Source organism: Ulvibacter sp. 2305UL32-6 (assembly GCF_058148545.1).
In genome coordinates, this window is the sequence record NZ_JBYVKA010000001.1 from 1,134,861 (window position 1) to 1,156,895 (window position 22,035).

Sequence of the window (22,035 nt, forward strand, 5' to 3'; positions counted from 1 at the left end):
ACAGAAAACTATTGTGGCATGCCTATAAATTATTTTAGAGGCATGGTTTAAACTAGCAAATACCGTATATTTGCAGTCTAATTTAGAATTAATCTACGTTATGATTCAAGTAAGTGAAACCGCGAAAATAAAAATTGCGCAGTTGATGTCTGAAGAAGGCTTTAACATTGCCAATGACTATGTGCGTGTAGGAGTGAAAAGTGGAGGGTGCTCAGGTCTATCGTATGAATTAAAATTCGATAGTGCTCTTGGTGACAACGATAAATTATTCGAAGATCAGGCAGTTAAAATTGCCATTGATAAAAAGAGTTTTTTATATCTCGTAGGAACCACCTTAGAATACAGTGGAGGCCTAAATGGTAAAGGATTTGTATTTAATAATCCGAATGCCAATAGAACATGTGGATGTGGTGAGAGTTTTTCGCTATAAAACGCATTGCTCCCTCTAAATCTCACGATCGAATAGATAATAAAATTTTTGAACAAATAGTATGTCAAAATATACTGAAGACGATTTAAAAAAAGAATTAGAAACCAAAGAATACGAATATGGTTTCTATACCGATATAGATTCAGACACCTTTCCGGTGGGACTGAACGAAGACATTGTTCGTGCTATTTCTAAAAAGAAAGAAGAACCGTCTTGGATGACCGATTGGCGTATCGAAGCTTTTAGAGCTTGGCAAAAGATGGAAGAGCCTGAATGGGCTAATGTAACCTATGAAAAGCCAAACTTTCAAAACATTTCGTACTATTCGGCGCCAAACAAAAAACCAAAATACGATAGCCTTGACGAAGTTGATCCAGAACTTCTAGATACTTTTAAGCGTCTAGGTATTTCGTTAGATGAACAAAAAAAATTAGCTGGGGTAGCCGTTGATATCGTAATGGATTCCGTTTCGGTAGCAACTACGTTTAAAAAGACTTTAGCCGAAAAAGGTATTATTTTCTGTTCTATTTCCGAAGCGATCAAAGAACACTCAGAATTAGTTCAAAAATATATTGGAAGTGTTGTACCACAAAAAGATAATTTCTATGCTGCCTTAAACAGCGCAGTTTTTAGTGATGGTTCCTTTTGTTACATCCCAAAAGGCGTTCGTTGCCCTATGGAGCTTTCAACCTATTTTAGAATTAATCAAGCAGGTACAGGGCAGTTTGAACGCACACTTGTCATTGCAGACGAAGGGAGTTATGTAAGTTACCTAGAAGGCTGTACAGCACCAAGCAGAGATGAAAATCAGTTGCATGCAGCCGTTGTTGAACTTATCGCCTTAGATGATGCTGAAATAAAATATTCAACCGTACAAAATTGGTATCCTGGAAATAAAGAGGGTAAAGGCGGTGTTTTTAACTTTGTGACCAAACGTGGGATTTGCGAAAAGAACGCAAAGATCTCCTGGACGCAAGTGGAAACAGGAAGCGCTGTTACTTGGAAATACCCTAGCTGTATTTTAAAGGGTGATAACGCAGTAGGTGAATTTTATTCTATCGCAGTTACTAACAACTATCAACAAGCAGATACCGGTACAAAAATGATTCATTTGGGTAAAAACACCCGAAGCACCATTATCTCGAAAGGTATTTCAGCAGGAAGATCACAAAATAGTTACCGTGGCCTTGTAAAAATAAGTCCGAATGCAGATAACGCTCGTAATTTTTCTCAATGTGATTCGCTGTTGATGGGAAACAAATGTGGGGCACATACATTCCCATATATTGAAGTAAAAAATAAGACGGCACAGATCGAGCATGAAGCTACAACGAGTAAGATTGGTGAAGACCAGATCTTTTATTGCAATCAACGTGGCATTAACACTGAAAAGGCCATCGCACTTATTGTAAATGGTTTCAGTAAAGAAGTGCTGAATAAACTTCCTATGGAATTTGCCGTGGAAGCGCAAAAATTATTAGAAATAAGCCTTGAAGGCTCTGTTGGATAACTAGAATGTTTAAATAAATTATTTTTAAAATGAAAAAGCTTTTCTTACTCCTTACCCTCTCTCTCATTATTTTTTCTTGTAATAATACCGAAGAAAAATCAGACAAAACGGATATTGAAAAATACGGACCTGCCAAAATGGTTAATCCAAATATGGCCGCTGCAGGAGCCACGATGCCTATTATTCGCGGTGAGTTTGTTTACGTTGGAGATGCTGCTGTTTTAAAAGGATCTGACTATATCTACGGAGTAGTCTTAGACACCCTAGCCATGGAATTAGCCGAACGTGTAAAGCCAGTAAAAAGAGACGAATTTGACATGGTAAAAGTTGCTGTGAAAGGTGTGGTTACTAAAAAAGAAGCAGGCTCCGAAGGCTGGGATGAAAAAATTACAATTAAAGAAATCGTTTACGTAGCATCAGAGCCTTCTGAAGCAGACGTTAAAATTCAAGAAAAACAATAACATGCTAAAAATAATTGATTTACATGCCGGTGTATCGGACAAAGACATTCTAAAAGGAATTAACCTTGAGGTAAAAGCAGGTGAAGTACACGCTATCATGGGGCCTAACGGTTCTGGAAAGAGTACACTTTCTTCGGTAATTGCTGGAAAAGAAGAATTTGAGATCACAAAAGGAGAGATCTTATTTGAAGGAGAAGATATTGAAGACCTTGACCCTGAAGAGCGCGCTCATAAAGGGATTTTCTTGTCGTTTCAATATCCTGTTGAGATCCCAGGCGTTTCTGTGACCAATTTTATTAAAACAGCAATTAATGAAACCCGTAAAGCAAAAGGTCTTGCAGATATGCCAGCCGCTGAAATGCTAAAAAAGATCAAAGCAAAAGCAGATCTTTTAGAAATCGACCGAAAATTCTTATCTCGCTCCCTTAATGAAGGATTTTCAGGGGGTGAGAAAAAACGAAATGAGATCTTCCAACTCGCTATGCTAGAACCTAAACTAGCCATCTTAGATGAAACCGATTCAGGCTTAGACATTGATGCCCTAAAGGTGGTTGCTAATGGTGTAAACAAGTTAAGAACCAAAGACAATGCAGTTGTAGTCATTACTCACTACCAACGTCTGTTAGATTATATCGTTCCAGATTTTGTACATGTTTTGATCGATGGAAAAATTGTAAAATCGGGTACCAAAGAACTCGCTTACGATCTGGAAGCAAAAGGATACGACTGGATCAAGGAAGAATTGGTAAAATAATTCAAGATATAAAACTGAATTTTGAATTTTGAATTTGAAGTATGAGCTTAAAAGATAAATTACTTTCCTCTTATATTGCTTTTGAAGATCATCTTGAAGATGATTCACCTTTGCATGACCTTCGTAATGAAGCAATAAAGACCTTTGAAACTATCGGTTTTCCTACAAAAAAGGATGAAGCCTGGAAATATACGTCGCTAAATTCCTTGTTAAAACAGGACTATAGCATTTTTCCGAAACGCGAAAATAACATAGAATTTAAAAACGTTAAGAAGTACTTCTTACACGATATCGACACTTACAAAATTGTATTTATTGATGGTGTTTATAGCTCATTTCTTTCTGAAACTTCTCATGACGGCCTAGATGTTTGTTTACTGTCTTCTGCCTTAAGCAAGCCAAAATACAAGCCTGTTATCGAAGCGTATTTTAACAAAGCCGTAAAACAAGACAGTCTAACCTCGCTCAATACCGCTTTTGCGAAAGAAGGCGCTTATATTCGTATTCCGAAGCACAAGGAAGTTGAAAAACCCATTGAGATCATCAATTTTGCCACCGGAAACGAAGCTGCTACATTTTTACAGCCGAGAAACCTCATTATTGTTGGGGAAAACGCACATGTACAAATTATTGAGCGCCATCAAAGCTTGTCGCAAAATGCAGTATTCACCAATAGTGTTACTGAGATCTTTGCTGAAAAAAGAGCGATGGTCGACTATTATAAAATTCAAAATGATGCTTCTGAAGCATCCCTGATAGACAACACCTATATTGCACAAGAGCGAGAGAGTAATGCCAGCGTTCACACTTTTGCTTTTGGCGGAAAGCTAATTCGGAATAACTTAAACTTCTTCCAGAACGGCGAACATTGTGATTCAACCTTAAAAGGAATCACTATCTTAAAAGATAAGCAGCACGTAGATCACAACACACTGGTGCATCATATCGCACCAAACTGTGAGAGCCACCAAGACTACAAAGGGATCTTTGCCGATAGCTCAACAGGTGTGTTCAATGGAAAGATCGTGGTTGAAAAGGAAGCTCAAAAAATTGATGCTTTCCAACAGAATAACAACATTTTGATCGACGATAAAGCAACCATTAACGCAAAACCACAATTAGAGATCTTTGCTGATGACGTAAAATGTTCTCACGGTTGTACTATTGGGCAATTAAATGAAGATGCTTTATTTTACTTGCGCTCACGCGGAATTGCAAAAAATGAAGCCCGCGCTTTATTGATGTATGCTTTTGCAAACAACGTATTGGAAAGTGTAAAAGTACCCGAGATCAAAACCCGCATTAATAAATTGATCGCCAATAAACTTGGAGTTAGTTTAGGGTTTAACCTATAGGCAATCGCCTAGCATTTCAATAAATTATGCCTTTGGACGTTCAAAAAATAAGAGCCGATTTTCCCATCTTAAAACGCCAAGTGAATGGATATCCTTTAGTATATCTTGACAATGCAGCTACATCACAAAAACCGCAACAGGTGATTGATTGTATCGTTGACTATTACAGCAACTATAATGCAAATATTCATCGCGGCGTACATACCTTGTCCCAAGAAGCTACTGATGCTTACGAAGCAGCTAGAAAAACGATCCAAACGCATTTCAATATTGAAAAATCTCACGAAGTTATTTTTACTTCGGGAACCACACACGGAATTAATCTCGTTGCAAGTGGCTTTACCTCTTTGCTAACTCCAGGAGATGAGATCATTGTTTCGGCATTAGAACACCATTCAAATATAGTTCCATGGCAAATGCTTTGCGAGCGCACAGGAGCCAAGCTGTTGGTCATTCCTATGAATCAACATGGTGAACTAGACATGGTTGCTTACAAAAAATTGCTTTCAGAAAAAACAAAACTTGTATTTGTTAATCATGTATCAAACGCCCTTGGAACTATCAATCCCATTGCCGAGATCATTTCCGAAGCAAAAAAAGTTAAGGCCGCTGTCTTAATTGACGGAGCACAATCCTGCTCGCATATCAAACCCGATTTACAAGCATTGGGAGCCGATTTCTACGTGACCTCAGCGCATAAAATGTGTGGTCCAACCGGAATTGGAATGCTTTATATCAATGAAGTCTGGGGTGAAAAACTCCCTCCGTATCAAGGTGGCGGCGAGATGATCGATCAGGTTACTTTTGAAAAAACTACCTACGCCGGAATGCCGCATAAATTTGAAGCAGGAACGCCTAATATTGCAGGAGGAATTGCTTTTGGCGCAGCAATTGATTATCTTAACTCAATTGGATTTGAAGCTATTGAAGCCTATGAAACAAAGCTTTTAACATACGCAACCGAACAGTTGTTGACCATTGACGGTCTCAAGATCTACGGAACAGGAAAGGAGAAGACCTCGGTTATTTCTTTTAACGTAGGTGATATTCATCCATACGATATAGGCACCATTGTTGATAAACTAGGTATAGCCGTGCGAACCGGACATCATTGTGCACAGCCTATTATGGATTATTTTAAAATACCAGGAACGGTGCGGGCATCGTTCGCTTTTTACAATACCATGGCCGAAGTCGATAGCCTTGTCGCTGCCGTCAAAAAGGCACAACAAATGCTCACTTAAAACAAAACAAATGAAACAATTGACCTTAGTAACAGTATTTATGTTAAGCCTCTTAGTTATGGGATGTGACGAAACCAAAAAAGTAATTGATACCGCAGGAAGTGTTCAACTTTCGGGCATGTACACCGTGAACTCGATCAAAGGAGTAGATACGGGTGTGACTAATATCAACATCTCATTTGCTGCCTTAGATAAATCGATTCGCGGAAATACGGGTTGTAATACTTTCTTCGGAAAATATAACAACGACTTGTACGCTTTATCGTTTAATGATATTGCTGTAACCGAAATGGCTTGTGAAGAGCCAATTCATTCGCGTGAGCAAAACTTTTTAGAAGTACTTCGGAATACTGGTTCTTATACATATGATAAAGGTGTATTAACCTTGTATTCTAAAACAGATCGTAGTGTTCTTCTTACAGCTAAAAAAGATTCAACAGACGGAAATTAAAATATGACCATTTCAGAAATACAAGAAGAGATCATTGAAGAATTTGCACTGTTTGACGACTGGATGCAGAAGTACGAATATATGATCGATCTAGGAAAGTCACTTCCTTTAATCGATCCTTCGGAAAAAGCAGACGATAAACTCATTAAAGGGTGCCAGTCGAAAGTATGGCTCAACGCCGAAATGAAAAATGGCCAAGTGGCATTTACGGCAGATAGCGACGCGATCATTACCAAAGGGATCATTGCTATTTTGATCCGTGCATTTTCGAATCAAACACCAGAAGCCATTCTCGCTGCAGACACTGGCTTTATTGATGAAATTGGCCTTAAAGAACATTTGTCTCCCACACGAGCGAATGGTTTGGTTTCAATGATCAAACAATTAAAATTATATGCGGTTGCCTTTCAGGCACAACTTAATTAGATTAGACACCATGACAACACCCACTGATATTGATACTGCTGAACTTGGCGAAAAAATCGTTAAAGTTCTAAAGACCATTTTTGACCCTGAGATTCCTGTGGATATTTATGAACTCGGACTTATTTACGACGTATTTGTAAATGAAGACTTGGAGGTTAAGATCCTAATGACACTTACAACACCCAATTGTCCCGTAGCCGAAACATTACCTGTAGAGGTAGAAGACAAGGTGAAGTCACTTAAAATGGTAAAAGATGCTGAAGTGGAGATCACCTTCGATCCCCCTTGGACACAAGACTTAATGAGCGAAGAAGCGAAACTAGAGTTAGGGATGTTATAAATAATATAAGCCCGAGGATTACAATATATTGACTACAGTTCGAAAAATGCCAGAAGAAATCATAAACCGCGTAGCGAATAGCAAATTGATCACTATTGATCTTGAGGATCTCTATCCAAAAGGTGAGCGGGTGGCTTTTGATATTGCACCTTGGTTGATGGAAGGCATCGTTTTAAAAGAAACCGATTTTCGAAAGTCGGTTGAAGCACATAACTGGTCGCAGTACAAAGATTCTTTTGTTGCTCTCCATTGTTCAACCGATGCTATTATTCCTGGATGGGCATATCTCTTATTAACTGTTCATTTGTCTCCTTTCGCCAAAAAAGTGGTGGTAGGAAACACTAACTTATTAGAAACTATTCTCTTTTCAGAAATACTCAACAATTTAGATCTGTCTATCTACCTAGACAAAACGGTTATCATTAAAGGCTGTGCCGAAAAGGCCATTCCTGAAAACGCTTATATCATGCTGGCAAGTCGGTTACAACCCATTTCCCAGAAGATAATGTATGGAGAAGCCTGTTCTGCGGTTCCTTTATATCGGAAAAAATAGACTTTTAGCCGATTTTGGTCGTTTTTAATCGAAAACCATCATCCTGTAACAATTCTTTATGAAAAGGTTCGGAAAGTTTGAAGTACTTTTGTGCTTTCAAAACCTGATAAACATGAATAAATTACGCTTAACATTGGTATTGCTTGCTTTACCAGTATTACTTTTCGCTCAAGACGAAACACCCGAACCACCCAAAGAAGGTTGGAGCAAGGGAGGAAATCTTTCCTTACTCTTTAGTCAGGCATCTTTTAGTGATGAATGGACCGGTGGCGGAACTTCAAATATTGCAGCCAATTTAACAGGATCGTATGATATGAATTACCGCATGGGTAAATTGACATGGGATAACCGTATCATGGCAGATTATGGTATTACAAAATTAAAAGATCAGGACTTTGCTCGTAAAACAAATGACCGTTTAGAATTAAACTCTATTGTAGGTCACCAGGTTAAAGATGAAAGTAATTGGTACTACTCGTTCTTTTTAAACTTTAGATCGCAATTTACTTCAGGGTACGAGTTCGCTGATGATGAAGTAACTGGGAAAGAAGTGCGTTTCGAAACAACAAAATTTCTTTCTCCAGGATATTTACAAGCTGGACCTGGTATGCTTTGGAAAAAAAGTGATAACTTGAAGGTCAATATTGCGCCTGCGACAGCAAGACTTATCTTTGTGGATGATGTCTTTACTAAAGACCTTCCTGAAGGAGCTGCTTATTTCGGTGTAGAGCCAGGAGAAACCACACGTTTCGAATTTGGTGCTGCAGTGAATGGTTATTACAAAGTAGAGCTTATTGAAAATGTGACAATCGAAAATGTTTTGAATTTATATTCAAATTATCTCGAAGATCCACAAAATGTAGATATCGATTATACGTTAAACCTAATGTTAAAGGTTAACAGTTTTATAACTGCCAATGCAGCGTTTCAAGCCATCTATGATGATAACGCGGTACAGGCAACACAAATTAGACAAGCCATTGGTATTGGCGTAACATACGGATTATAAGAACTTCACTCTACTGAGTGAATACCCTGAACGTAACCGAAATTTTTTCATAAACTTGGTTAGTTAGTATTCGATACGTTCAGATACAGGCCGCTCCCATCGGGGGCGGCTTTCTTATTAAATAGATCTTCGGAAATTTTAAATGGTGACGAGTAGCGCATACCTTTTACTTCGGAAATGTCCTTAACTAGATCCATCAGAGTATCGAAAATTCTTTTCAAAAGTTTAGATAAAGAGATCCTTCCGAAGAAAAATCAACTTTCAACATACTCTTCAGGATATAGAAAATTGTTATACGGGAAGCGCGTTATATGAATTTCACGTACTTTGTCATATACCATCTTTCGGAAAAGTTCAAAATTCTGCTTTTCCAAAGCCGAAATAAAAATTGCATCCCCGTTCATTTTGCTCATCCAAGTCTTCTTCCATTCCGCAAGCGTATAATGTGCTTTCGTCTTTTCAGTAACCAGATCATCATCATCAATAGTTTCAGGTTTATACGCATCGATCTTATTAAAGACCATAAACATGGGCTTATCTGCACTGTCAATTTCGTCTAAGATCTGATTCACCGAATTGATATGATCCTCAAAAGAAGGATGTGAAATATCAACTACATGCAATAGAAGATCGGCTTCCCGAACTTCATCCAACGTACTTTTAAAGGAGTCTACCAACTGTGTGGGCAACTTCCGAATAAAACCAACGGTATCACTCAATAAAAACGGAAGATTTCCAATAACCACCTTGCGCACTGTTGTATCTAAGGTTGCAAACAATTTATTTTCTGCAAAAACATCGCTCTTACTAATAGCGTTCATAAGCGTAGACTTCCCTACGTTGGTATATCCAACCAAAGCAACACGTACCAAAGCTCCGCGATTTCCACGTTGGACCTCCATCTGGCGATCAATTCTAGAAATTTTCTTTTTTAATAAGGCAATCCGATCCCGAACAATTCGTCTATCTGTTTCTATTTCGGTTTCCCCTGGACCACGCATTCCAATACCTCCACGCTGTCTTTCAAGGTGTGTCCAAAGTCCCGTAAGTCTTGGTAGTAAGTATTCATACTGTGCCAGCTCTACCTGAGTTCGCGCGTAGCTTGTTTTTGCCCGTTGCGCAAAAATATCGAGTATAAGATATGTACGATCAATTATTTTACATTCCAGAACCTTTTCAATATTTTTCTGTTGACCCGGTGTCAGTTCATCATCAAAAATAACGGTGCCAATATCATGGGCATCTACATACTCCTTTACATCTTCAAGTTTTCCCGTACCGATAAAAGTCTTTGGGTTGGGGGTGTCCATTTTTTGAACAAAGCGCTTTAGCACTTCGCCACCGGCCGTATATGCAAGGAACTCAAGTTCATCTAAATATTCTTCAGATTTTTCGGCGTCCTGGTTTTGGGTGATCAACCCTATAAGTATGGTTTTTTCGTAATTAGTTTCGGTGTTTTCTAACATATATGCTATTTATACTATAAAGATACGAAACCGCTTCATACCTTTTTTTGTAATTTAGAAGCAATTAACAAACACTCAATGGACGAACTTTCTCATGCCGCTTCCGATGCAACTATTTCAGCAACTAAAAAATTCTCAATGGCTTTCTACAATGTAGAAAATTTGTTCGACATAGAAGATGATCCCCATACGATGGATGATGATTTTACTGAAAAGGCTCATAGACGTTGGAACGAAGACCGCTTTAAAAAGAAAGTAAAAAAAATAGGCCGTGTGATCTCCAGTATTGGACTTACCGATATAGAACACCCTCCTGTCTTAATTGGCCTTGCAGAGGTAGAGAATAAGTTTGTACTCGATAAACTAGTGGAGAGTAAATTTCTTAAAAAGAAAAACTATGGAATTGTTCATTTTGATTCCCCCGACGAACGAGGCATTGACACCGCCCTTCTGTATCGAAAAGATTATATAACCATCAAGCAATCTCAAGCACATCGGGTTGATCTTGAAAATGTAGGTAATCGCCAAGATTATACGAGAGACATATTACATGTAACAGCAACACTAATGGAAGAAACATTTCACGTTTTGGTTAATCACTTTCCTTCGCGACGCGCGGGAGTAGAAGAAACAGAGCCAAAACGCTTGCTTGTCGCTGCACAAAACAGATCTGTAATAGACCAGATACGCCAAGAAGACCCATTGGCACGTATCTTAATTATGGGAGATTTCAACGACGATCCAAAGAGCGCTAGTATGCAACACTTGGCTCATACCGATTTTTACAATCCTATGGAGCTTTTATTGACACACGCAGAAGGCAGTTTAAGCTATAAAGGCACCTGGAATTTGTTTGATCAACTCCTTGTTTCCCATGATTTTATGCAACTCCACGGAAACAAATTCCGCTTTCAAGAAGCCCACATTTTTAACCCAGAAGTGCTGCGCGCTTACAAGGGAAGAAATAAGGGTACCCCCTTTAGAACCTACGCCGGAAGAAAGTACCTAGGTGGAACTAGTGATCATTTCCCGATCTATGGAATCTTTTCCATCGACCCGAGCTAATACATCCTTTAACATGTTATTAATCGGAATTTTCTTGCATTTAATCTAAAAAAATTTAGAACCATTTTTTGCTAGGGTATTTTCTATATTTTTATCATCCATTTAACAAAACACACATGATTAAAATGCTACCAGCCAAACTATCATATCTTGCAGCTGCTTCTAAAAAAAGAACACGCTCTATTTTAAGAGGAACCGTCACATTTATCCTGTTTTCAGCGTCACTTACGGCATTTTCCCAAGCGCCAGGAACGCCATTTGTGGATGCCGGCCCAGACCAAAACATTGCCTGTGGAACCGGTGGATGTACAGACATTCAGGCCACCTTCTTAGGAATTGGAGAAACAGACACGTATACTATAACTCCCATTCCTTATATGCCTCCGTTTCCTTTTGACGGACTCGCAAACTCACTAAACCCTAATATTGATGACGCTTGGTCGGATGTTGAGGATCTACCTTTCGACTTTTGCTATTTTGGTGATGTGATCACTCAATTTCAAGTTGGCTCGAATGGAGTAATTCGATTTGAGGTTGATCCTTCAGATACTGGTTCAGGTAGTAATGGGTGGTCATTCTCTGAAGACTTACCAAACAACTCAAACCCAACATTGGGCGAAGCAAACATTTTTACACCAGGACATGATATCGATCCTGTACAGTCAACAACAGAAGAAATTGGATATGAAGTTTTAGGTACTGCACCTAACCGCGTTCTTGTGGTTGCTTATTTTGAAGTTCCAATGTTTCAAGCACAGTGTAATAACTTATTAGCCACTCAGATGGTGGTGCTTTACGAAACGACCAACGTTATTGACATTTATATTCAAGACAAACCTGTTTGTACTACATGGCAAGGTGGGGTTGCTACCTTAGGTATTCAAAACAATGCTGGTACTGTTGCTTTTGTACCACCAGGAAGAAACACATCAGATTCTCCATGGACCGCTACTAACGAAGCATGGCGTTTTATTCCTGCTGGCCCTAGTATTGTTGATTTTGCATGGTTGGATCCGTCGGGTATCGTTATTTCGAACTCAGTTACTACAGAGGTTTGCCCTACTGAAGACACTATTTATACCGCAGAGGTTACTTATACTAATTGTAATGGCGATACTGTAGTAATTACAGACGACGTTGAAGTGACCGTTGATGGTGAATTTACTGTTGAACTCGGAGAAGACAAAGCATTTTGTGATGTGCCTTCATATGAGATCGTTCCTGAATTTACAGGTGATATAACTGGCGCTACCTTCTTATGGAGTCCAGGTGGTGAAACCACACAAACAATTACTGTTACTACTTCAGACACCTATAGTGTAACTGTAAGTAAGAGCGGCTGTGATCTTACAGACAGTGTTATGGTTACCTTTTTCGATCTCCCTTGTAACATTGACCCTATTTGTAATTCAATAGATTTTGTAGATGATTTTGGGGCTGAGGAAGGACGTTTTTGTGACCTTAACGGAGCAACTACAACCTATACCTGTAACACCGTTTCCCAGCTTGAAGGTGGTGAATACACCGTTACAAATATTTCTGACAACTTAAACTCAGGATGGCATCAAGGAATCGAAGATCACACCCCAGGTGATGTTAACGGTCGGATGATGTTCGTAAATGCCGCTACACTTTCCTCTGGTGAATTCTACCGAAGAACTATATCACTAATGGCAGGAGAAGACTATGCTCTAAGTACTTTTATAGCTACAGCCTATGATACCGATACCGGGATTTGCGGTGGAAACTCAATTCCTTCCAATATTACCATTCGTATTGAAGATATGGCAGGAACGCTTATTGCTGAAACAATGACAGGCGATATCCCAAATGGTGCCAATTTACAATGGTTAGAATTCTTTGTAAACTTTAACACAGGAACTGAAACCGAAGTACAATTGGTTTTTACAGATAATATTGGTGGAGTCTGCGGAAATGACTTTGTAATTGATGATATCACTATTACACGAAATAATGACACTCCAGTTATCGTTACGCCTCCAAACTTGTTTGCGTGCGATATTAGTAATGACGGTGTAGAAACATTCGATTTAGAAAGCCAGATAACAACCATTCTTGACGGACTCGATCCAGCAGATTATAATATCACTTTCCATACAACTGATTTTGATGCGATGTCTGACCAAAATCCAATTGTAACGCCAAATGCGTATGACAACACTGCAAACCCTGAAACGATTTACGTTCGAGTAGAGCGCGTTATGGAAGAAACATGTTATAGCAATGTTCAATTCGATCTAGAATTAGGAGAGGTGATCGTTTTTACAACAGATCTGCCTTCCGAAGTAATTGTACTTTGTGACGACGAAGTTATTCCTCCGTTTGATGCAACACCCACTAATCAAGGAATTGACCTAAGTTTGGTAACCTATGAATGGAAAAACGCCGCAGGTGATGTGGTTTCAACAGACGCCATCTACACACCTACTGCATCTGGAATCTATACAGTAGTAATTGCAATCGCTCCTTGTAGCGAAACAACAATAACTGTTGAAGTTCAGATCAATGAAAAACCAACTTTAGACCTAGGTCCTGATCAAAGTTTCTGTGATGGCGATGCTTTTGAAATTATTCCTACTATTACAGGAGACATAACAGGCATTACATACCTATGGAGCACCGGAGACACTTCACCTACGATCACCGTTGATGAAACCGGCACATATACACTTGAAATCACAGTGGGACCATGTGTTGTAACAGACAGTATAGATTTAGATTTCAGAGAAAATCCTGTAGTTGAATTGGGCGCCGACTTTAAAACTTGTCCGAATGAACTACAAACAATCACAGCAACTGTTGAAACTGGCGATAATTTGACCTATGAGTGGTACCTAAATGGAAACATTATTTCAGGTGAAACCGCTAGCACATTAGAAATCATGCTCGATCCAGCCAATGGAACCTCGCAAGACTACGCTGTTATTGTTCGCGATGGCGACTGTGAAGGAACCGATGATATTACCATTACTCTTTATGACATCGGACAATGTATTATATCTGAAGGGCTTTCACCAAATGGCTCAGTAGGTTTCAATGACAGTCTTGATTTAGAATTCCTTTCAGATCGAAGTGGAATCGTCAAAGTACAGATCTTTAACAGACTGGGAACATTAGTATTTTCAAAAACAAATTATGTGAACGAATGGTCTGGTCAGGCTGATGACGGTAACGCATTACCTACTGGGACATATTTCTATGTCATTGATTTCGAAAATGAAGATCCTTTATACGGTCTGCAGGCAACTGGTTACATTTATTTGAATCAAGAAGCCAATTAAGATACGTTTATTTGAGAATTCCTTCCGAAGAAAGTGTGATCTCATGATTAGAAAAATAGGTCTTAAGAAAGACTGAAAAAATTAAAGCATTAACAAACAACCAATAATAATGAAAAAACTATCGCTATTAGTACTCTTAGTTAGTATACTGTGTACCGATTATGCTACAGCACAGCAGGATCCTCAGTATACCCAATATATGTACAATATGAACGTGGTGAACCCTGCATATGCAGGCTCGAAAGATGCGCTATCGCTCACAGCTTTATATCGTAAGCAATGGTCAGGTTTTCAGGGCGCTCCAGAAACCATTACTTTTTCTGGACATTCGCCGATAAGCGATAAAATAGGACTTGGTCTTTCAGCAATTAAAGATGAACTCGGACCAGTAAGTGAGACCAATGTCTATGTAGACTTCTCTTATACCTTGCAGATGAGTTCAAGCCTAAATTTGGCCTTAGGACTTAAAGCAGGAGCTACGTTTCACGACGTGGGTCTTACAGACCTTGATCTACAGGATCCTAATGATCCTTTCTTTTCTGAAAACATCAATAATACATATCCAAATGTAGGAGCGGGAGCTTTTTTATATACAGAAAACTTCTATTTGGGATTGTCTGTACCTAACTTTTTGAATTCGGTTCACCTAGATGAAAACGACCTGAAAATTGGTTCAGAAACGAATCACTTTTTTGCAACCGCAGGTTATGTGTTCCAAGTTTCAGAAAACTTTAAACTAAAACCATCGGTTATGGTTAAGTCGGCATTCGACGCCCCTATATCATATGACGGGAATTTAAACGCGCTGTTCTATGATAAATTTGAAATTGGTGGTTCATACAGATTGGATGATTCCTTTAGTGGTCTGGTAGGTTTTCAAGCCACAGATTTCTTACGTATAGGATATGCTTATGATCGTGTTACTTCAGATATTAAAACGGTGGCAGATTCGTCGCACGAAATTATCTTAACCTTCGATTTAGTATTTAACAAACGTGCATTACGCTCTCCACGATACTTCTAATTAACTAACTAAATTTCATTACAAATGAAAAAAATATACACATTCTTGTTTCTTATCGCGGTTAGTTCTATAGTGGTAACCGGACAAAATAAAGACACAAAAAAAGCAGATCAATTCTACAATAAATTAGCTTATGTAGATGCAGCTGAAGCCTACCAAAAGCTTGCAAAGCGGGGGAAAGCAGATCGCTATGTTTACGAACAACTTGGAAATTCATACTACTTCTTAAATGACACTAAAAAAGCAGAGCCTTTTTACAAACGTGTGGTAAAGGGTAAAAATGTAAAGCCAGAAACCGTCTACAACTACGCCCAAGTGTTGAAAGCAAACGGAAAGTTTAGTGATTATAACGAAACTATGAAAATGTTTGCCGGAATGAAGCCTAACGATTCTAGAGCCGTTGAGTTCATGAAAAATCCAAACTATGTACCGATGCTTATGGAAAAGGTACAACGTTACGAAGCAAAAAACATGAAAGACATCAATACCAAATACTCTGAATTTGGTGGAACGATGGTTGGAAAAGACTTTTACTTTTCTTCCGCAAGAAATACAAGCCGAAAGACCTATCAATGGGATGAGCAGCCGTTTCTTGATATTTACAAAGCATCTGATGTTGGTGGCACTATTAAGAATCCAGAACTTTTAGGTGGAGAAATTAATAGCAAATATCACGAAGGAAATATTGCGATGACGGCCGACGGAAAACGTATGTATTTTGACAGCAACGACTATTATAAAGGAAAATACGAAAAAAGTGAAGAAGGCATCAACCAGATCAATCTTTTTTACGCCGAAAATATTGACGGCCAATGGAAAGGTATTCAGTCTGTTCCTTTTAACAGCAGTGAATATTCAGTAGGTCATCCTGCCTTAAGTCCTGACGGAAACACACTTTATTTTGCTAGCGATATGCCTGGCGGACAAGGTGGAAGTGATATTTATAAGGTTTCTGTTTCAAAAGACGGAAGTTTAGGAACACCTATAAATCTAGGTTCCAACATCAATACGGAAGGAAAAGAAGCATTTCCTTATATGGATAGCAACGGAACTTTATACTTTTCAAGCGAAGGCCATATGGGTCTTGGTTTATTAGATGTTTTTGCTGCAGAAGCTTCTGGGAGCTCATTTAAAGCGCCTAAAAATTTAGGACTAGGAATTAACAGTGACCAAGACGATTTTGCTTTTAAATTCAACCCAAGCACACAAACCGGCTTTGTATCATCCAATCGTAAAGGGGGTAAAGGACGTGATGACATTTACCAGATCAAGCAACTTGAAATTCCTTGTGAAGTTGATATGGATATCCTAGTTGTTGACGCAAACACAAAACAACCTATTCCTGGCGCCCGTGTTGATTTGTACGATACAATGGAAAACAAATTAGGAACTAAAACATCCGGTAACAAGGGAGACGCAAACTTTAAGGCTGCATGTGATATTTCTCACGAAGTACAAGCTGTTGCTAAAAATTACGAAAGCAATGCAATTACGCTAGATGCAGCAAATGATGAAAAAATCACTGGCACCATTGAGCTTAGACCAATTGATGAGATCATTGTGGATGACAAGGTTGTATTAAACCCTATTTACTTTGACTTCGATAAGCATAACATCAAGCCTCAAGCTGCCTTTGAATTAGATAAATTGGTTGCTATCATGCAGAAATATCCGAATATGGAGATCGCTGTTGGAAGCCATACTGATAATCGCGCAACCGATGCTTATAATGATGCTTTATCTGAAAGACGTGCACAATCAACCGTTCAATACGTAATTTCAAAAGGTATTGACCGCGCTCGTATCACTGGAAAAGGGTATGGCGAAAGACAACCCGCTGTATCTTGTGGTGGTTCATGTACGGAAGCGCAACATCAAAAAAATAGACGATCTGAATTTACGATCGTTAAACGATAGTTTCAACTAACTAATTTATTTTAAGATGCCTGTTACTTCGTAGCAGGCATTTTTTTATGCTATTTTCTACGGAAATAAATGTGCGCTTCTTCCGAAGAAAAGTAGAAGAACATGCTTTCTCACAACAACACTAAACACAAGCCTATACATGACCAATAGCGACAATGGAGGACGTATTTTTGAAGAATTATTAAAAGTTACAATGAGTGATATTTATACTCCAGCTGAATGGGAAAATTATATTTCTTATAAAAATGAATAAATGTATTTTACCATAAGGTTGTGAAAAACTGCAATAAAAAAGGGCGGCTCTTGACAGCCGCCCTTCTTAATATATAAAACATATGATTAGTTCGCGTTGATCACGATCTCATCTAGTTCGTATGTTCCGTCAGTTGCTTCATCACCACTTCCAGCGTATTTCCATGCAATATAACCACTTCCGTTTACACAAGAAAGGTCTACGTTACCACTATCAAGCCAATCTCCGAAGTAATCATCATCCATTACAATATAAGCCGCAGGTAGCAAATTCCATGTAGCTGAAGCGATGTTAGCCTCATTGCCATCCCAGTCTGTTGAGATCAATAACTCTAGTGTGCTTCCATCAGAAAAACTGTTTGAGGTCTTAAAGTTAAGCGTCTCGCCGTCTTGTGCATCAAAATTGATCTGTGGCGTAATTAACCAGTTGACCGTACTATCATCACCAGACATAAATGAGCCGATATTTGCTGAAATTCCTAAGGAAGCATTACTTCCATCGTCAAAATAAGCTCTCCAAGATCTAGTTCCTTCTTCACTAAAATTTGTCCAACCATTACCAGCAATTGGTGATCCTTCATTCTGTGTTTCAAAGAAATCACTAAACAAGATGTTTGATCCTGTGCTTGTAGCGAGTCCACAGTCGATTTCGTCTGGATCACACCGATCCGTACTATCAAAGTTAATATCGTTTGGTGTGTTTATTACTAGGTTAAATGTATCCCCGAAGAAATTTCTAGTAAGAACCGCATCCACTGTTCCTCTTCCGTCAGGTAGCAAAAGGCCTTTAAAATCTGCAAAAGTACTAGTGCTAAAAATTGTGCTGGCACCTGAAGCACAACTCTCTAGCACACGCTCGCCATCAAATTCGTCTTCTGGTTCAGCAGCGTATGTTTTTTGACTATTCAAAACTTCGTTACGGTTAAACTGAACATCCGTTAAACGCACAAATAGATTTGTTTTAGCATCCGAAAAATCTGAAATCGCAATTGGTAATGGAACGATCTCTTCTACCTCATCATCACGTAATATCACATTGCGCAAATCGGCTTCGGCTAATTGCTCAACACTGTTTCCGTCACGTAAACCTATAGTAAATACACCATTTTCTACTCCAACTGTTAAACCTGTTACTTTTACAAATACCTTGCGGCCAATTTGATAGGTATTAGATAAGGGGCTGGTATTGATCAATACCTTAATCCCAATCGTTGGATTGGCAGCTTTATCTTGTAAGATAAGTTCCTCAAAGAAATTTCCTGTGGCATCACTTGAGATTACATAGGCTTCGAAATATTGCTCAACATCGGAAGGAAACGTATATACTTGTTCGTTATCAACTAACGCTTGCTCGTAAAGCGCACGCATTCCGGTAATTGTTAATAATTGATCTGCGGGAATTTCAATCGATTCTACTTCAATTTTTGGAACGTCGAATTCGTCATCCTGTACACATGAAACCGTTACGACAAGCGCTAGGATTAGGGTACATAACTTAAAAATTGTATTTGCTTTCATAATTACTAATATATTTATTTTTCTTTTTCTTATTAAAATCGAACGTAAAGGTTTACGTAATAGGTAGTTCCATTTCCGAAGAAATAACGATTACCAAAAATAGGAGTGTCTCTTCCTTGCTCTTCAACTTGCTGTCTATAGCTCGCACGACGTGAATCTTCAAAACCACCGGTTCTGTAATCCTCACTTAATACATTGTTGATGGTTGCAAAGAAACCAACATAGTAATCTTTGATCTTCCAAGATTTTCCACCAACAACATTTACCAACATATAGTCGTCTAACTGTTCCTGTTCCAATAATTGGCGTGCCGTTGCTTCGTCGTATTCTACAAAAGGAACACCGTCAAAATCTGTATAGAAATCGGATGTTCTTCGCAAGTTACTTACATCCACATACGCATTTGAGAAATAGTTCGCTGTAGCGCCTACCCACCAAAACTCTGGATCGCGATACTCAAAACCAATTTGATAAGCTTGCTCTGGGCCACCAGCAACATGATAGTTTTTTAAGGAAACCTCACGAATTCCTTGAGTTGAAATATCATTACCATCAAGATATGGTGTTGCTTCATCGTCAAAATCGTCTCCCGCTAAGTATAAGTTAGGGTTGCTTGTGTAGATGTTCTGTCCGGCAGAAGCAGCAGCTTTTAATTTCACAGTTGGCAACACTTGTGCTTCAATACCAAATTCAACACCCATACTTCTTTTATCAATGCCTGTAACGATTTCTTGTACAAAAGCATCATTTTCATCATTTCCTAAAGCGTTTTGAGTAAAAAAGAATCCAATGTCGGTTTGATCTTTAATTCCGTTATAGTACCCTGTCAGTCTCGATTTAACAATGGGTGATCTAAAAATATAGCTTACATCTACAGATTGAATACTTTCATCTGTTAACCCAACTACGATATCATTATTCTGACGGGCATTAGCAAACGAATTACGAATGTTTGGTGCCTTGGTAAGATATCCTGCATTTACATCAATTAAATGACGTCCAGTGATCTTATACGTGAATCCACCTTTCACACCGAAGTTAGTAAAATCAATTTCTTCACTAGCTCCTAAGGAACGTCCTGACTCAAGCGCATCTGGAAAATATCCATTCTCATACAATCCTGTACGCTGGTATTTTGTGTTGCTTGCGCTTGCAGCAACGAAGAAATCTACGACGTTATATTTAAAGACTGCTTGTGCAAACCCTGAAATAACGTCTGCGTCAATTTCATAATTGTATTTATAACGTTCTCCAACTGTTACAATACGATCTGGATTTTGAAGATCACTTTGCGATTCTAATCCGCCATCACCAAAATTATCGATATCTGCATATCCTGTGGCGCCTAAAAGATCAGCCAATTCAGCAAAGTTTTCACTCGTTAGAGTACGATAGTTCAAATTCCCAGAAAGCGTTATATTTTCAGAAATACTTGAGTTAATGATCGAGTTAAACGTTAACTGTTTATCATCTACACGATCTTCTTGGATCGAATAGGTCGCTAAGCCGCCTAATGTTGGATTCGCATTAGCTTCATAAAACGAATTCCAGTCTAGTTGTCCGTCGTTGATAAACTCCTGTTCTGCTTTATACGCATTTTCGTAGTCTAATGACGTTGGATTTGGATCGCCTAAAAAGTAACTTGGAAGTCGTTGATAGTAATTTCCTGCTGGGTTTCGGTTTCCGCCGTTATCCAAACGTGTATTTCCTACTTTCCCAAATTGGTATGCAACATTGGTATTTAAGGTTGTTTTTTCTGAAATATTCCAGAAATGATTCAACATCACAACGGGCTCTTCGATCTCACGAATACGGCTACTGCGTTGTTCTCCATCTTGAAATCCCCAATTAGGATTGTATCGAATACCCTTTAAATCACGAACTTCTTGTGTGATTGCCGTTCCTCGCCCTCTCCGATTTGGCGTATAAAATGTCGTAAAGTTTACGCTATGATCATCATTAATTTTTTTCTCTACGGAACCAAAAAATGAATTTGCGTCATATAGTGTTCCGTCAATATATCCTTCATCTCCAAAACGTCTTGACGCTAACACCGAGTATGCCCAGCCATTTTGAGTTAGACCGCTATGGTAAGAACCCATAATTCGTCCTTGGTAGCTGCGGTTGGCAGAAGCAAACGAAACGCGACCCCCTTTGCGATATTGAGAAGCACGCATGATCATATTGGTTGTTCCTGCAGCATCACCAAAAGTGTAGTCATTTGCTTTGAGACCCATAGAGAATTCACGGTTACGCTGTACGTCATTTAAGCCTCCCCAGTTACCCCATTGCGGACGACCCGTAAATTGCTTGTTCATTTCAATACCATTGATAAGAACCTTTCCGTTGGCATTGTCTAATCCTCGTGGATTAAAGAAGGTCGCGCTAAAATCAAAGGCAGCTGCATTTAGAAAGACATCGTTTGATGCTTGTAGCAATCCGGAGATATTAAAAGATGTTCCTTCGTCTTGATCTAATTCGTTATCAGAAAGACTAATAATCCCAATTTGTGCTTCAACTTCAGATAAATCGATCTGAAGCAGGATAGGATCTAAATTGATTGTTTTACCACCTTGGATCGTGATAGGAATGCGCTGTGAAATAAAACCAGATTTGCTTACCAAAAGTACTTGTTCTCCTTGAGGAAGATCTGCTCTTGTAAACTCAAATAATCCTAATGCATTCGTTTCTGCATTAAAATTACTATCTTGTATTTGCACCTCAACGTCTGGAATGACTTCACTAGAGTTAGTATCCACGACCCTCCCCTTTACGGTAGCTTCCTGGGCAAGTAATGTAAAACTGCTCAACAAACCAATACATAAAGTAAAAATGAATTTTTTCATTCTGTAATGTGTTGTTTTATAGATTAATTAATTGTTATAAAATGCGAGCAAAGCTACATTTTTTAAATGAAAATCCTATTTTTGGCGCGTCAATTGTAAAGGA

Annotated in this window: 19 protein-coding genes; 15 read left to right on the forward strand and 4 right to left on the reverse strand. The window is 38.7% G+C overall.

From position 1 onward, the window contains the following. The first annotated feature begins 100 nt into the window (after nucleotides 1-100). The 11 genes from ACY2RU_RS05385 (at nucleotide 101) to ACY2RU_RS05435 (ending at nucleotide 8,533) form a co-directional block, all read left to right on the forward strand. Nucleotides 101-430, forward strand: coding sequence for a HesB/IscA family protein (locus ACY2RU_RS05385; protein ID WP_490137382.1), 330 nt, complete (start codon nucleotides 101-103; stop codon nucleotides 428-430). Nucleotides 431-491: 61 nt separating this feature from the next. Further along, the gene (gene sufB, locus ACY2RU_RS05390) at nucleotides 492-1,940 is read left to right on the forward strand and encodes a Fe-S cluster assembly protein SufB (protein WP_490137383.1); all 1,449 of its coding nucleotides are present in this window, start codon (nucleotides 492-494) and stop codon (nucleotides 1,938-1,940) included. Between the two features lie 29 nt (nucleotides 1,941-1,969). Continuing rightward, nucleotides 1,970-2,401 (forward strand): hypothetical protein, encoded by a 432-nt coding sequence (locus tag ACY2RU_RS05395; RefSeq protein WP_490137384.1) that lies wholly within the window; start codon nucleotides 1,970-1,972, stop codon nucleotides 2,399-2,401. Nucleotide 2,402: 1 nt separating this feature from the next. Next, a complete protein-coding gene (sufC, locus tag ACY2RU_RS05400; RefSeq protein WP_490137385.1) occupies nucleotides 2,403-3,155 on the forward strand; it encodes a Fe-S cluster assembly ATPase SufC in 753 nt (250 codons plus the stop codon). A gap of 41 nt (nucleotides 3,156-3,196) precedes the next feature. After that, on the forward strand, nucleotides 3,197-4,510 hold the full coding sequence (gene sufD, locus ACY2RU_RS05405) for a Fe-S cluster assembly protein SufD (RefSeq protein WP_490137386.1): 1,314 nt from the start codon (nucleotides 3,197-3,199) through the stop codon (nucleotides 4,508-4,510). A gap of 26 nt (nucleotides 4,511-4,536) precedes the next feature. Continuing rightward, nucleotides 4,537-5,754 (forward strand): aminotransferase class V-fold PLP-dependent enzyme, encoded by a 1,218-nt coding sequence (locus ACY2RU_RS05410; protein ID WP_490137387.1) that lies wholly within the window; start codon nucleotides 4,537-4,539, stop codon nucleotides 5,752-5,754. A gap of 10 nt (nucleotides 5,755-5,764) precedes the next feature. Then, the gene (locus tag ACY2RU_RS05415) at nucleotides 5,765-6,205 is read left to right on the forward strand and encodes an META domain-containing protein (RefSeq protein WP_490137388.1); all 441 of its coding nucleotides are present in this window, start codon (nucleotides 5,765-5,767) and stop codon (nucleotides 6,203-6,205) included. Between the two features lie 3 nt (nucleotides 6,206-6,208). Next, nucleotides 6,209-6,631, forward strand: a complete 423-nt coding sequence (locus ACY2RU_RS05420) for a SufE family protein (protein WP_490137389.1) — start codon at nucleotides 6,209-6,211, stop codon at nucleotides 6,629-6,631. A 10-nt stretch (nucleotides 6,632-6,641) separates the two neighbouring features. After that, the gene (locus tag ACY2RU_RS05425) at nucleotides 6,642-6,971 is read left to right on the forward strand and encodes a DUF59 domain-containing protein (protein ID WP_490137390.1); all 330 of its coding nucleotides are present in this window, start codon (nucleotides 6,642-6,644) and stop codon (nucleotides 6,969-6,971) included. A 46-nt stretch (nucleotides 6,972-7,017) separates the two neighbouring features. After that, on the forward strand, nucleotides 7,018-7,524 hold the full coding sequence (locus ACY2RU_RS05430; RefSeq protein WP_490137391.1) for a DUF2480 family protein: 507 nt from the start codon (nucleotides 7,018-7,020) through the stop codon (nucleotides 7,522-7,524). Between the two features lie 112 nt (nucleotides 7,525-7,636). Next, nucleotides 7,637-8,533 (forward strand): DUF3078 domain-containing protein, encoded by an 897-nt coding sequence (locus ACY2RU_RS05435; protein WP_490137392.1) that lies wholly within the window; start codon nucleotides 7,637-7,639, stop codon nucleotides 8,531-8,533. A 59-nt stretch (nucleotides 8,534-8,592) separates the two neighbouring features. On the opposite strand, the gene ACY2RU_RS05440 is transcribed toward ACY2RU_RS05435, so the two are convergent. Both ACY2RU_RS05440 and hflX read right to left on the reverse strand, forming a co-directional pair. Continuing rightward, complete coding sequence (locus ACY2RU_RS05440; RefSeq protein WP_490137393.1) at nucleotides 8,593-8,754, reverse strand: hypothetical protein; 162 nt, start codon at nucleotides 8,752-8,754, stop codon at nucleotides 8,593-8,595. A 33-nt stretch (nucleotides 8,755-8,787) separates the two neighbouring features. Continuing rightward, a complete protein-coding gene (gene hflX / locus ACY2RU_RS05445) occupies nucleotides 8,788-9,999 on the reverse strand; it encodes a GTPase HflX (RefSeq protein WP_490137394.1) in 1,212 nt (403 codons plus the stop codon). 78 nt (nucleotides 10,000-10,077) lie between these two features. Between hflX and ACY2RU_RS05450 the strand changes: the two genes are divergently transcribed. From ACY2RU_RS05450 to ACY2RU_RS05465, 4 genes are all read left to right on the forward strand, one after another. Next, nucleotides 10,078-11,064: an endonuclease/exonuclease/phosphatase family protein gene (locus ACY2RU_RS05450; protein ID WP_490137395.1), complete on the forward strand. Its 987-nt coding sequence runs from the start codon at nucleotides 10,078-10,080 to the stop codon at nucleotides 11,062-11,064. A gap of 116 nt (nucleotides 11,065-11,180) precedes the next feature. Then, nucleotides 11,181-14,366, forward strand: a complete 3,186-nt coding sequence (locus ACY2RU_RS05455) for a T9SS type B sorting domain-containing protein (RefSeq protein WP_490137396.1) — start codon at nucleotides 11,181-11,183, stop codon at nucleotides 14,364-14,366. 109 nt (nucleotides 14,367-14,475) lie between these two features. Next, a complete protein-coding gene (locus tag ACY2RU_RS05460) occupies nucleotides 14,476-15,390 on the forward strand; it encodes a PorP/SprF family type IX secretion system membrane protein (RefSeq protein WP_490137397.1) in 915 nt (304 codons plus the stop codon). Nucleotides 15,391-15,414: 24 nt separating this feature from the next. Then, entirely contained in the window at nucleotides 15,415-17,307 is a 1,893-nt protein-coding gene (locus tag ACY2RU_RS05465; protein ID WP_490137398.1) for an OmpA family protein, read from the forward strand. A gap of 348 nt (nucleotides 17,308-17,655) precedes the next feature. Here the strand turns inward: ACY2RU_RS05465 and ACY2RU_RS05470 are convergent, their stop codons facing one another. Together ACY2RU_RS05470 and ACY2RU_RS05475 are read right to left on the reverse strand one after the other, a co-directional pair. Then, nucleotides 17,656-19,086 carry a DUF5689 domain-containing protein gene (locus tag ACY2RU_RS05470; protein ID WP_490137399.1) on the reverse strand — a complete coding sequence of 477 codons (1,431 nt, stop codon included), beginning with the start codon at nucleotides 19,084-19,086 and terminating at the stop codon, nucleotides 17,656-17,658. Nucleotides 19,087-19,118: 32 nt separating this feature from the next. After that, nucleotides 19,119-21,932, reverse strand: coding sequence for a carboxypeptidase-like regulatory domain-containing protein (locus ACY2RU_RS05475; RefSeq protein WP_490137400.1), 2,814 nt, complete (start codon nucleotides 21,930-21,932; stop codon nucleotides 19,119-19,121). Between the last annotated feature and the right edge of the window lie 103 nt (nucleotides 21,933-22,035).